Below are 12951 nucleotides of genomic sequence, written 5' to 3' on the forward strand. Positions count from 1 at the left end.
ACTTTATTACTACCGCAACCCCAGCAAGATTTTTTTTGTCATAATATCCGAAATTGAAAAGGGTTTCAATTTACTTCATTGAAACCCTTTCCAGTACAACCTTTCAAAAGATTTTACCAACTATTTTTGTCCTCTTTGTCACCAATTAACAAGACAAGAATTCGCTTCTTGTGCCAGCTTCAGAAAGATTCCTTCGCCTATAACTTAAAAAATATTTTTTTCTGATACAGCCAATAACATAACAGCCATTCAAAAATAAATATGGTAAATGACGTGATAAAAAGTATCGTTGTTTCGGAGATGCCAGTGGGTGAAATAACTCCGTTCACAATGGTACTGATATAAGTGAAAAGCCACCTGCTTACTACTATTTCAAAGAAGAGATAAATAAAGATGGAATTCATTCCTACAATAGTGAAAAAAAGAAGCCATCGCTTATGATTCAATACATCAATCCAAAAGTAGAGAAATGCCAAGGCGAGCAAACAATAGCCCCCGGAGACAAGTGTAAAAGAGGTGGTAGCAATTCGTTTAATGATGGGCGTTATACCTGTTAGGTCCAGTGTATACCCAAGCGCCAAAGTAACGAATCCAAAAATTACTATATAGCTGATTTTTGTTTTTCGATCGGCAATGGAGAGTAACCATTTGCCTGCAACGGCTCCCCAAATAGTGTGAGCCGCAGTCGGAATACAATTGATAGCTACCCAACCACCATTGTTGATCTTGTTCATTAAGATCATATCAACATAATTGCCAAAATTATGCTGGTCTGTAAATGGCTGATCGAAGCCTGGTACTTTTATTAATCGGTAAAGGCATTCAATAAGTATCAATAATCCGACGCTGAAAATTAACTGGTAAGCGGTTTTCCATCTAAAGATGAGAAATGCTACCAGCATGGTAAACGACAATTGCGTTAGAACATCCCAAAGTTCAAACGATAAATGATCTCCCCTCACGGCATAATCCAGCACACCCCAGAAGAACAACCACCCGCTTCTTTTTAACGCATGTTTTGCCTGGTGGTTCCATGATAGCCCTTGGGCAGTTTGTTTTGTAAGAGAGAAAGCCATTGCGGTACCGGCAATGAACATAAATGCCGGTTGTATTAAATCCCAAAAATGTAATCCATGCCATTTAAAATGCGTGAACTGAATGGCTACCGAATGCGTAAAAGAACCTTTTGGTGTATGTTCAACAAGATGGTCGTATAACCCCGAAGAGTCAAGCATCAGTAGTACCATCACCAATCCACGATAAAAGTCGAGCGATGCAAGCCTGTTACCTTTTTCAATAGTTTTTATTTCAAACGTTTTGCCAATTGTATCTCCGGATATTGAATTCATATTTTCGGTATTTAAAGAAATATATGCAATTTGATTTTTGCTTGTCAAACTCCTTGCTTAAATGTTTTTCACCAGCCTGGTTTCGCTCCTTCTAAATTATACCAGGCGCAATGCAGTTTACCTTCCCACTCATTAAGAAATCTAAAATTGTTTCTTATCTCAACACAAAGAGATTCATTCGGGCTTTCAAATATAGAATTTGTTTTCGCTCACTTTAACAACCGGCATAATTTAAATAAATAACTTAGTTTTCTTTTTCATCATACGAGGCCTGTTGCCGCAGATTTGATACACCGTAAAATCCGGGATTAAATATTTATTTATAATGAAAATTACAGAAGCGCAGACTCTAATTCAAAAAGCATTCGATGCGGAAAAGGGAATTCAATATTGGACCGACTTAGGATGCGGCAGTGGCACGTTTACTTATGCCCTGGCCAATTGTTTAGAAGCAGGCAGCACCATTTATGCTGTGGACAAAAAAATGCCTTCGCTGGTTCCTGCAAATAATATAAACATACAATGTATTGGGGCAGACATCGAAGCTATTGTTTTCCCCAACCAGGTATTAGATGGAATCCTGATGGCAAATTCATTTCATTATATCAAAAATAAAAACAGCCTTATCCAAAGACTACAATCCTTTTTAAAAAGTAACGGACGGTTTTTGATAGTGGAATATGATATGAACAAACCAAACAGGTGGGTGCCATTTCCAATTACTATTAGGGAGCTGGTATTGTTGTTTAAAAATAATGGGTTTGATAACATTGAAAAGATTGGCGACAGAACTTCAATCTTCGGTCCTCAAAAAATGTATGCATGTGTGATTAGGGCATAAATATTTAGCGGCGGCCTTTTTTACTCACCCGGCAAAAAAAAGTTCAAAGCCGGTGCTTTTGCCGGCATTTCATGCAGCGTCGTTTCCTGGAATTATTTTGTCCGGGTAACCTTTTCAAAATCGCATGAAATGTTAGCCATCATAATGCCTAACGTATCTCCACCCTTATAATGAATATTTACATTGAACTGGCAAACAAACAATTTTTGCGCTTTTACAGGAATATAATTTACATCTTGTATGTTAAACGTTACGGCAGGATTAAGTGTTTTATGTAGGTAAATACTCATAGTTTCTTTCAACTTATTTTCCAGGAAATTTCTTTTTGAGGGTTTAGGTTTGCACCCCACACCTATAACGAAAAAGAGTATGATTGTGAAAAAATATTTCAGGCGGAGTTTTGCTATAAAGTTAAACAATAAGTGAATGGTTTTCATTTCAATAAACTGTCATGGAAACTGGTTTATAATGTGCTAAAAACTAAGCGTTATTGTCCCGTATTCTTCATTTTTTGAGCTGATCTATGGCTAATTGTTTGAACTGCTTATTGCGCTCGATTTGTCTCCAGTTGGTTGCAATTAACATTTTTTGGTTTTCTAACCGCTGTTCAAAGTCCTGCGAAAATATATTTTCTATTGTTGCCGGATACAAAAAATCTGCTTCAGTGCGCCGGATTTTATCCAGTGCAATACCTCTGTAGATCGTATTTCTTGTTGTGTCTCTTGCAATCATTACATTCATGTCTAACTCCGCAATTTCGCGTGCTATATAAGGTACGGCAGGTTCATTTACAATTTGGTCCGGAGTTTTATCAGTATCTCTTTGCGCTTTCTTTTTACAGGAAGTTATTGTAAATAATATGAGTATTACCGCTATCGTTTTCATTTCACTTGTAATTTTTAAGTTATTAATTCAGAAATGATGTGATCGCTTTCAAATAATTTCAATGCTCATATTTTGAACATTTGTGTTGAATGATAGCATCACAAAATATTCTTTAGATATTTTGATAAAATACCAACAAGGAAAGAAAGGATTAATACTAAAAATTACATCTGTTGGCGGATATTGTCGGATCAGACAATGTAATCTGTTAGCGTAAAGATTTTCAAAAAGATTTTGGGAGTGTAAGGGAAGATCAGGGCCTGATCATAAATATAGACAACATTTTTTTAATTTGCAACCTCTCTTACCTTATTTCATCGACGTTGGAAAAAACAATCGTCGATTATTTATAAAGAATCGTAAATCCTTTATGTTTGTCCCTGCTTTAATATGAGAAAAACGACTTCATGAACTCCATTAATAATCCACGAAATTCTACGAGGCGCATCCTTGTAGCCAGCCTCGCAGGAACCACAATTGAATTTTTTGACTTTTACATTTATGGAACCGCGGCAGTGTTGGTTTTCCCAAGATTATTTTTTCCATCTGCTGATCCTACTTCGGGCATCCTCGAGTCACTGGCAACTTTTGCACTGGCTTTCTTTGCCAGGCCGGTTGGGGCAGCATTGTTCGGTCATTTCGGAGATCGTATTGGACGTAAAGCGACACTCATTGCAGCGTTAATGACCATGGGAACTTCAACAGTTGCTATTGGACTTTTACCCACTTACCAAACAGCAGGTATCGTGGCCCCGTTGCTGCTGGCTTTATTCCGCTTCGGACAAGGCCTGGGGCTCGGGGGAGAATGGGGTGGCGCCGTGTTACTCGCCACAGAAAACGCCCCACCCGGCAAAAAAGCGTGGTATGGCATGTTCCCGCAATTTGGCGCTCCTCTTGGATTTCTGCTGTCTACCGGTATATTTCTTATCCTGGGCAACATTATGAGTGATGCGCAGTTTCTGCGCTTTGGCTGGAGAATTCCTTTCATCGCCAGCGCTTCATTGGTATGGGTCGGTTTGTATGTCCGGTTAAAATTGATAGAAACACCCGATTTTCTGAAAATTGTTGAAAACAACGAGCGTGTTAAATTCCCGATCATTGATGTATTTATTAAGTATGGCAGGGCACTTACCCTGGGAACAATAGCTTCAATTACCGTTTTCTTATTTTTTTATATCATGACGGTGTTTACCCTGAGCTGGGGCACTAACGTATTGGGTTACACGCATTCCGGTTTCCTCGGTGCACAAACAATCTCGATGCTTTTTTTTGCAGCTGGTATTTTTGTATCGGCCGCGTTGGCAGACCGATACGGACGTGGCGACATACTGATGGTTGCTACAGTTGCTATTCTATTATTTGGCCTTTTCTTCTCATGGCTATTCATACCCGAAAACTTTCCTGTTATCGTTGCATTCCTTGCACTTGGTATGTTTTTGATGGGCCTGGTATATGGTCCGCTGGGAACGGCCCTGGCAGAAATTTTTCCTATTGCGGTGCGGTATACCGGGGCATCTTTATCCTTTACTTTGGCGGGAATATTGGGTGCATCGCTTACCCCGTATCTTGCAACAAGACTTGCAAAATCATGGGGCCTTGCCTATGTGGGTTATTACCTCTCCATTGCCGCAGCACTTTCTTTCGTTGCCTTATTGATAGCCCGGGCCTCAATGCAAGTTGACGTTGTAGCCAATAAACGGATTTGAGAAAGAAGGCATCGCCAGCTAATATTCCTTAATTGTCTAAATGAGCAGTGAATGCTGGCTTGCCGTATGCAAATTGCGCCATACCCTATTAATATCAGAGTTTTTCCTTGCGGCCGTTAGCCCGCAATATGGGTACAATTCATCTGTTAGCCGGCGTGCAATTGTTGCCAGCTCACGGCTTTTGATACTCACCTGTTGCAATAACTCAGCGTTTACCCGCCCGTTTCGTTCACATTCATTCCACGAATTTTGAATCACGTAATAAAAAGATTTCCTCGAAACTGAAAGCTTTTTAACGGCTGTTTCAAGACAGGTAAGAGCCGTGAGGCTACCTTCTGTTTTGTAATAATTATCTCTTTCAATAAAAAGCTTTTCGCATAGTTCCAAAAAGCGCAGGGACATGCCGCTGATGTTGACCGCCAGTGTAGCTTCGGCAAATTGCAGGAATGGATATTGATAAATAGGTGAATCGAGAGTAGCCGCATTGGCCGCAATAATAAAGCTCCTGTTTTCGGGTACCCTTAGCCGTTGTACTTCAAAACTGTTACTGGATGTCGCCACCATACCCATGCTGTCCCAATCGTTATGCAATATCACTTCGTCCCTTAAAAAAACGAAAGACCGGATGATAGGATTGCCGTCGACATCTTTCTGCGTAATTCCATTGTTTTCAATAACGCAGTTTGCGGTAAATGCAGTGGCATGTGCTGACCCGGTTGCATACTTCCAATGGCCCGTTATTTCATACCCGCCGTTGACAAGGATTGCCTTACCCGATGGGCGACCGCTTCCCGCAAGGCACACCGAACCGTTACTAAAAATCATCATTGACAATACCGGCTGCAGAAAACCAATAAACCAGTTGGCACCCCCGCAAAGGGTTACGGTCCACCCAACACTTCCGTCTATCCAGGCAAGGCTTTCTTCCAGGCGGAGTCCCTCAGGAAGCGGCAATTGCAAGCCGTTATATGCTTTGGGTACAAAAAGATTAAACCATTGCTGCTCATAAATAATAGCTAATTGACCCGGATGTAGGCTGCCTGCCTGTTCAGCTTCGGGTATTAAGCTTCGTATAGTCTCGGTCAATGCGATGTCAAAATAATGAGATGGATGTGCTATCTCAAAGCCGTCTAATTCGTCTTTCATACTTATGTTGTTAAAACCGTTTTCCCGGCCTTCATAATCTTTCTCCAGGAAAAATAACCTTGTACGCCTATTATAAAAAGAAAAACAGTGAGGGCGGCGAACAGGGGTAAATTCTTATAAAACAATAATGGTATTGCGCATATATTGGATACATTCAGCAATATCCAGTTTTCTATTTTTCGTTTTGCCAGCAGCCACATTCCCGCCCATGCTGTTGCGCTTACCCACGCATCCCAGGTAGGCACCGTTGAGGGTGTAAATCTGGAAAGCAACACCGTCAGTACCACAAAACTACCTGTTGTGATACCCATCACTATTAGCCAATCATTACGGCTGCATCGGGTTATTTGTACTGGCGGCTCATACTTCTTTTTAATCCAAAACCACCATCCGTATACACTCATGACGATGTAATAACCATTCAGCAAAGATTCAGCAAACAAACCTGCCGTTAGTAAGATATATACGGCAAGTATTGTAGATGCAATGCCAGCAGGATACAATGCAATGTTATTTACTTTGGCAAGCAATACCTCTGCAATTGCTAAAGCTACAGCCAGCCATTGTACCCAATCAGTTTCTGCCACCTCCCGTAGCGTTAAATGCCACCAGTCATAAAGCATAATAGCCTAATTTCAATTTGATAGTGTTTGCTCAAGGTGATACTTACTAAGCGACATCGCTTTCGGTGTATTATGCTCTTTCCTACGCCGGTATTACCCGGATCAGGTAGTTGAAAAGAAAAATTTCATTATTCTTTTCGGAGGGTATAATCTCAGCCTTTTTTTCATTGGCATTGATGTTTTGTCAAATACCAGAAGGCACCCCTTGAGTTGCGAGAATAAAGATAGGCAAAAAGATCTCTTTGTAATAGCAGGCTGCGACAGGGTTCGCGGTTAAAGGTCTTATCTAATCTAAAAATGTAAATGCGTTCCAGGCAAATTGTAAACTCATTTACAGAAACATTTTTTTACTTTTAACATACGATTGAACGAATATTATCTCGTAATAAATTCTCCTGATTCATTCATTTAAAATAATACAAATTGAAAAATCCATTTGACAGGCGCAGGTTCATCAAAGAGACTGCCACCGCCGCAACAGGTATTGCTCTGTTATCTTCGCTTCCCAAAAAAACATTAGCTGGATTTCGCGATGAGCCTAAAATAAGGTTTTCGGTGATCAATATTAATCATAGCCATATTTATGGAATGGCAAACGCAATAATAAGAGGAGGCGGGCAACTCGTTTCCTTTTATGCAAAAGAACCGGATCTTGCAGCGGCTTTCGCTAAACAATATCCGCAGGCAAAACAAGCTGCTAATAAAGGAGAAATCCTTGAAGATAAATCCATCCAGGTTATTTTAAGCTCGGGTATACCGGTAGAGCGGGCGCCCCTGGGTATAGAAGTAATGAAACACGGAAAAGATTACCTGGTTGACAAACCTGGCATTACAACTTTGGATCAATTGGCCGAGGTGCGAAAGGTGCAAAAGGAAACTAAGAGAATATACTCCATCATGTACAGTGAGCGTTTTGAAAACCGTGCGACTGTAAAAGCAGGGGAGCTGGTAAAGGACGGCGCTATCGGTAAAGTGATACAGACGATTGGCTTAGGTCCTCACCGAATATCGCTCACCAAACGCCCTGACTGGTTTTTCGACCGCAAATATTATGGCGGTATTATTACTGACATCGGCTCACACCAGTTCGACCAGTTCCTTTTCTTTACCGGCTCCACAACTGCTGATATTGTGGCTTCACAGGTGGCTAACGTAAACCATCCCCAATACCCGGAATTTGAGGATTTTGGCGATGTAATGATGAAAGGTGACAGCGGTGCTGGCTATATTCGTTTAGATTGGTTTACACCAGATGGGTTGGATTCCTGGGGGGATGGACGACTGACAATTTTAGGGACTGAAGGTTATATTGAAGTGCGGAAGAATATAGATATCGCCGGGCCTAAAGGCGGGGATCATTTGTACCTCGTAGATAATAAAAAAACACAATTCATCGATTGCAAGGACATGCCGCTCCCGTTTGGCGAACTCTTCGTGAATGATGTTATCAACCGTACTGAAACAGCCATGACCCAGCAACATTGTTTCCTGGCAACAGAACTGGCATTGAAAGCGCAGAAGAACGCCAAAAAAATAAGCTTCGCGAAGTAAATATAATTACCTCTTATGAATTTTAAACTTAGCAAAATCCCCGAACGTGTTCAGAGGCCAAGAGCTAGCGGCCTTACAGTTATTAGTGATAAGGGACTCGGCATCGACGGAACAAAAAATCTTCTATCGGCCGCCGGCCCTTATATAGATATGGTAAAGCTTGCATTCGGAACCGCAATGGTAACCTCCTTTCTGGAAGAAAAAATCGCTTTATACCAGTCAAATCAAATACCTGTTTTTTTTGGCGGGCTTTTGTTTGAGGCATTTGTAATTCGTAACCAGGTTGCTGACTTTATAAAATTGGCTGAAAAATATAAAGTTGATTATATCGAAGTTTCTGATGGTGCCATCAATATTACACACGAACAAAAGTGTGATTACATCCGGCAGCTCAGCAAAACGACCACAGTCATCAGTGAAGTTGGATCTGGTGATAAAGACAGGGTTCATATAACGCCCCCATACCGATGGATAGAACTTATGAAAGCAGAGTTGGCTGCCGGTTCAAGATACATCATTGCAGAATCGAAGGAATCCGGAACGGCTGGTATTTACCGTGATTCCGGAGAAGTGCGGGAAGGACTCGTAGAAGAAATTCTTAACAAGATTGCGGCAGAGAACATTATCTGGGAAGCGCCCAAAAAAGACCAGCAGCTATACTTTATAAGGCTTTTGGGTTGTAATGCCAACCTGGCCAATGTATCACCTGCCGAAGTGGTGGCGCTGGAAGCAATGCGGGTAGGCTTACGTAGTGACAGTTTTGATTTTTTTCTTACCGCAGACTAGCCGGCTCATTGTGAGTGTCCGGCTGGGTAAAATTTTTTCGTTTGTCCGCCGTCGTAAATAACTCCGCAGATAACCGACAGCGCCATTTGAGGATAATAAATAAAGGTTCGCGGCATAGCGACGAAGGTAAGGGCGCGACTTAACCGGCCATTCGCCTTGAGGGGAGTAAGTCCTTCCTAACTAGAATCATCTTGCGCATTGATAATAGTCATTCGTGGCCGAAAATGCTAGTTGTACTTTTATTATACCCAGATTCATTTCGGGATTTTCAATCCTTTGAATTACTGCACATTTTAGTTTTCTAAAAAATTAATATGCAGAAGAACTGGTATGCAGCTTACACGAAGCCTCATCGCGAAAAGATAGTATCACATTTAATCTCTAAAAAGGGAATTGAGAATTTTTGTCCCTTTAATTACCGCACAACGCAACCTTTTCTGCAAACTAAAATATTGTATGAGCCTTTATTTAAGTCTTATGTTTTCTTAAGAACAACCGAAGGCGATCTGATCAATTTAAAAGAGCAGAATAGTTATATTTTGAGTTTTCTTTATTGGACGGATAAACCTGCAATAATTAGCGCAGATGAAATAAATGCAATTAAAAGTTTTTCGGAACATTACAGGGAAATTAAGTTAGAGAAGATAGTTGTTGGAATGAACAGTAATCGGGATGATCATGAAATTATTTCTTATGTCACGAAGGGAAATGATTTGAAAAAGACAAGCCGGATAATCAAAGTTAACCTGCCATCACTGGGCTTTGCGATGGTGGCGAATACTAACGAAGCAAAAATCCGGAGCCGGGAAATATTTCTCATCAATAAAAACCTTCCATTGCATCCACAAAGTTGATTATTGAATATGATAATTAAAAATAGATTCCTCGTATATGATGTCAGTTTCCCAGCCGCCAGGCAATACATAGAATTTATTTACTGCACGCAAGACTTTAGTATTTGCGTTTAATTTATGTAAGCTCATTGCGGTGGATTCTTTTAACGCCCTTTTGCCAAAATGCCGCAACTTCATTGTAACCCTGCAACGGGTCAATTCCGTCTTAGCATTGTAAAGATATTTTAAGAAAATCAAAAACTATTTTATGAAAAAAATCTCTTTATTTTTCGTTGCCCTTGTTTTTGTGTTGGGCCTGGCTGCAAGTGGTTGTTATTATGAAAGAGGATATGAACGTCCTTATCATCATCACGGCCACGACCGTGATCATCATCGGGGCCATGACCGTGATGACCATTATCGCTAAGGCATTTTAATAATTTATATTCGCTGCCGCAATTATTAATTGTGGCAGTTTTTTTGTGAAAAAAGTAAATTTTGGTAATACAATTTCTTCCTGATCATGTTTGCGTGTGTGTATGCCCGTTAGGTGCATACTCTTTTTTTCTGCCTCTCTCTCTCTCTCTCTAAGCCATGCGGCGGGCTAAAACGCAAATCCAAATGCAACTGCTCCTCCCTGCAAATAATAATTACCTGGTGAAAAAACGGGTGTTACCGCCCTTTGTCCGTAGATATCTATTTTAAACCTGTTTAACCAAATTTGAACTCCGCCTACAACGCCACCAAACTCTTGTGTTGCGGGTGTAGTTCCTTTAACGATATTTGTTGACAGGTAACCAGCCTCCGGGCCCACATATAAATAGATGGCCCTGAACCTTGTGTAATTATGCACCCTCGTGTTGGTCTTTTCATTATAAACTACACTTTGTTCGTCCATATGCGATCCGAGGTTAAATTTGAATGCGGCGGGAAGCGTGTAAACGTTCATGCCACCGGCAGTATTGGAATAATACGACCAGTTTAATTTCAGCTCCAGGCCCCACGTGGGTGTTAATACGCCTGTCTTATTTACTTTCTTCTTATTATACTTCATAAATTCCTTGAAGATGGCGCCCGTAAAGAGTCCATTCTGGCCCGCCATATTGGTGATTCCGCCCGAACAAAAACCTAATTCAAGTCCGGTGCCTTTCCCCACCTGGCTAAAAGCCGTCGGTACGCTTAACGTAAGGGTTATGCAGAAAAGAGAAACCATTATCATTCTTTTGTTGAGCAGCCCGATAATAGGTAATTCATGCTTTTTCATTTTGATTTCATTTTGTTGAGAATCGCAATTCATAAAACACCCGTCACTAATTCGGGTAGCTCACGCCGCTATCCCGCTGGGCCTTCCATTCCGCAGGCCGTTTTAGCTAACCCAGAGCTTGATAATGGGTGCATTTATGAATTATTGTCGGGGGAGTCGTTTTTGTGGGAGCTCGTTACGTTAATTGACAAATAAGGGAGAATCGGGATAAGTAAAACCATGCTTCATGCGCTGTTTACAACCAACGGAACTCAACAGTGTGATGACAAATATCATCTTCGTAAATGACGGCCAATTGGACATGGGTAAATTGAAAAAACGAACTTTGTTACAGTAAAATATTGTGATGGAGGGCGTAGTAATTTATAAGGGTAAATATGGTGCAACTGAACAGTATGCACGATGGATTGGCTCGGCGTTGATGCTTCCCGTTATTAAAGTTGGAGAGTTTGTAAACAGCGAGTTGACGAAATATGATTTTGTGATTTTGGGTAGCAGCGTATATATTGGCAAACTGTTTATGAAAAAATGGTTAAAGAAAAATCTCCCTGCTTTGTTGAATAAGAAGTTGTTTCTTTTTGTGGTTTCCGGAACCCCACCAGACCAGAAAGCCAAACTGGATGGTTATATAGCAGACTCTTTACCCAGGGAAATAATCAACAGAACCGACATTCACTTTCTGCCGGGCAGGCTGGAAATTAAAAAACTTTCTTGGTTCGATCGTCTCATGGTAAAAATGGGTGCAAAACTGTCAAAATATGCAGATGAAAAAGGTCAGATGCTTAACGGCTATGATCGTGTTAACAAGCAGAATATTATTGATTTAATAAAGGCGGTAACAAAATTTCAAAGGAAAGACCCAAAGCAGATATCGGCTTTTGACGCTCCTTTCCGGCCTCATGTGGAACCATAAATTCAAAGCAATTTGGGCTTGTGGTTTGTGCTGCAACGGCTTTGCTTCATACGCCAGTTACTTAATTCAATTCGCAACGTGTTATGAAAAAACAACTTTCCGCAAAGACAAATACCTCAACATTACTTTTCGATATGGCAGTCAAATTTAAAAACAGGCTTTTCGAATTTCTAATGGTTTTTCTGGCTGTTTTTATGGGGTTCTGGGCCGATAGATGGAGGGAGCGCCTTTTTGAAAAAGAACGTGAGAAACAATTTATGATTGCAATGTACCAGGATTTAAAATCTGATATTAATGACTTTACGCTAAACATCGCAAAAAGCAATAATGTGGTATTTAGCATGAACCGGGTTATCTCTTTACTGAACAGTTCTTCAAAGTATGATTCTGTGTTAAGTATTTACCACTATGCAAGGTCCATAACACTAAACGCACCTTTTTACCAGCCTAACCAAAGAACCTACGAACAAATGAAATATTCCGGGGAGTTGAGGTTAATAGGCGAAGATGCTGTCTCTGACAGTATAACTGGTTACTACAGTTCCCTGGTTTGGATTCTAACTCAAAACCAGTATATACATGAACGCATAGGCGACTACATGGCTGGCGCCGAATTTATTTTTGATGGGAACGTGTTCTTGTCAATTCTCGAAAAGAAGCCAGATTCAGAGCTTATGAAAATAATGCCAAAAGAGAAATATCTCACAAAGGACAAGTTGCTTTTTAATAAATTATTTATACGTACGCAGTATTTTAGCGGCGCTTGCGGCGTAACAATTAAAGGTGCAAATGACGCCTTGCTTAAATGCAGAAACCTGATCGCATTATTGCAAAGGAAATATCAAATAAAACCATCATAAAGGAGCCCTCCGGGAACGGCATGTTTCAAAAAGGCTATATGTATTGGATGAGTCTTCTTTCCCGCGAAACCCTTTAGCGACTTTGTGGCAAGAGCATGGCCTTTGCTGCATTTTTGCTGCAATAACGCATCAAAAATTTTTTTCATTTCAGTTTAAAAACGCAGTAAATTTATTATGCCATCCGATACTTTCAC

At 40.6% G+C, this 12951-nt stretch carries 15 protein-coding genes; 8 read left to right on the forward strand and 7 right to left on the reverse strand.

What is annotated here, in order from left to right:
• Window positions 1-197 precede the first annotated feature (197 nt).
• Window positions 198-1349 carry an acyltransferase family protein gene (locus ACO1O5_RS14945; protein ID WP_486271560.1) on the reverse strand — a complete coding sequence of 384 codons (1152 nt, stop codon included), beginning with the start codon at window positions 1347-1349 and terminating at the stop codon, window positions 198-200.
• A gap of 325 nt (window positions 1350-1674) precedes the next feature.
• Between ACO1O5_RS14945 and ACO1O5_RS14950 the strand changes: the two genes are divergently transcribed.
• Entirely contained in the window at window positions 1675-2190 is a 516-nt protein-coding gene (locus ACO1O5_RS14950; protein ID WP_486271562.1) for a class I SAM-dependent methyltransferase, read from the forward strand.
• A gap of 92 nt (window positions 2191-2282) precedes the next feature.
• Here the strand turns inward: ACO1O5_RS14950 and ACO1O5_RS14955 are convergent, their stop codons facing one another.
• Together ACO1O5_RS14955 and ACO1O5_RS14960 are read right to left on the reverse strand one after the other, a co-directional pair.
• Window positions 2283-2480, reverse strand: a complete 198-nt coding sequence (locus ACO1O5_RS14955) for a hypothetical protein (RefSeq protein WP_486271564.1) — start codon at window positions 2478-2480, stop codon at window positions 2283-2285.
• A 214-nt stretch (window positions 2481-2694) separates the two neighbouring features.
• Complete coding sequence (locus ACO1O5_RS14960) at window positions 2695-3075, reverse strand: hypothetical protein (protein WP_486271566.1); 381 nt, start codon at window positions 3073-3075, stop codon at window positions 2695-2697.
• Between the two features lie 407 nt (window positions 3076-3482).
• Here ACO1O5_RS14960 and ACO1O5_RS14965 point away from each other — a divergent pair, with 407 nt between their 5' ends.
• A complete protein-coding gene (locus ACO1O5_RS14965; protein WP_486271568.1) occupies window positions 3483-4781 on the forward strand; it encodes an MFS transporter in 1299 nt (432 codons plus the stop codon).
• A gap of 36 nt (window positions 4782-4817) precedes the next feature.
• Here ACO1O5_RS14965 and ACO1O5_RS14970 read toward each other — a convergent pair whose 3' ends face one another.
• Window positions 4818-5927: an acyl-CoA dehydrogenase family protein gene (locus ACO1O5_RS14970; RefSeq protein ID WP_486271570.1), complete on the reverse strand. Its 1110-nt coding sequence runs from the start codon at window positions 5925-5927 to the stop codon at window positions 4818-4820.
• Window positions 5928-5929: 2 nt separating this feature from the next.
• Window positions 5930-6550, reverse strand: coding sequence for a nicotinamide riboside transporter PnuC (pnuC, locus tag ACO1O5_RS14975; protein WP_486271572.1), 621 nt, complete (start codon window positions 6548-6550; stop codon window positions 5930-5932).
• Between the two features lie 423 nt (window positions 6551-6973).
• Here pnuC and ACO1O5_RS14980 point away from each other — a divergent pair, with 423 nt between their 5' ends.
• From ACO1O5_RS14980 to ACO1O5_RS14995, 4 genes are all read left to right on the forward strand, one after another.
• Window positions 6974-8101, forward strand: a complete 1128-nt coding sequence (locus ACO1O5_RS14980) for a Gfo/Idh/MocA family protein (RefSeq protein WP_486271574.1) — start codon at window positions 6974-6976, stop codon at window positions 8099-8101.
• Window positions 8102-8116: 15 nt separating this feature from the next.
• The gene (locus ACO1O5_RS14985; protein ID WP_486271575.1) at window positions 8117-8887 is read left to right on the forward strand and encodes a phosphosulfolactate synthase; all 771 of its coding nucleotides are present in this window, start codon (window positions 8117-8119) and stop codon (window positions 8885-8887) included.
• Between the two features lie 314 nt (window positions 8888-9201).
• Entirely contained in the window at window positions 9202-9741 is a 540-nt protein-coding gene (locus ACO1O5_RS14990; protein ID WP_486271577.1) for a transcription termination/antitermination NusG family protein, read from the forward strand.
• Window positions 9742-9988: 247 nt separating this feature from the next.
• Window positions 9989-10147 (forward strand): hypothetical protein, encoded by a 159-nt coding sequence (locus ACO1O5_RS14995; protein WP_486271579.1) that lies wholly within the window; start codon window positions 9989-9991, stop codon window positions 10145-10147.
• 177 nt (window positions 10148-10324) lie between these two features.
• Here the strand turns inward: ACO1O5_RS14995 and ACO1O5_RS15000 are convergent, their stop codons facing one another.
• Window positions 10325-10984 carry a hypothetical protein gene (locus tag ACO1O5_RS15000; protein ID WP_486271581.1) on the reverse strand — a complete coding sequence of 220 codons (660 nt, stop codon included), beginning with the start codon at window positions 10982-10984 and terminating at the stop codon, window positions 10325-10327.
• Between the two features lie 346 nt (window positions 10985-11330).
• Between ACO1O5_RS15000 and ACO1O5_RS15005 the strand changes: the two genes are divergently transcribed.
• The gene (locus tag ACO1O5_RS15005; protein WP_486271583.1) at window positions 11331-11897 is read left to right on the forward strand and encodes a flavodoxin domain-containing protein; all 567 of its coding nucleotides are present in this window, start codon (window positions 11331-11333) and stop codon (window positions 11895-11897) included.
• 83 nt (window positions 11898-11980) lie between these two features.
• The gene (locus ACO1O5_RS15010) at window positions 11981-12757 is read left to right on the forward strand and encodes a hypothetical protein (protein ID WP_486271585.1); all 777 of its coding nucleotides are present in this window, start codon (window positions 11981-11983) and stop codon (window positions 12755-12757) included.
• Here ACO1O5_RS15010 and ACO1O5_RS15015 read toward each other — a convergent pair.
• Window positions 12739-12903 carry a hypothetical protein gene (locus ACO1O5_RS15015; RefSeq protein ID WP_486271587.1) on the reverse strand — a complete coding sequence of 55 codons (165 nt, stop codon included), beginning with the start codon at window positions 12901-12903 and terminating at the stop codon, window positions 12739-12741. The two genes, ACO1O5_RS15010 and ACO1O5_RS15015, sit on opposite strands and share 19 nt — an antisense overlap.
• Between the last annotated feature and the right edge of the window lie 48 nt (window positions 12904-12951).

This window comes from Ginsengibacter sp. (genome assembly GCF_057362405.1).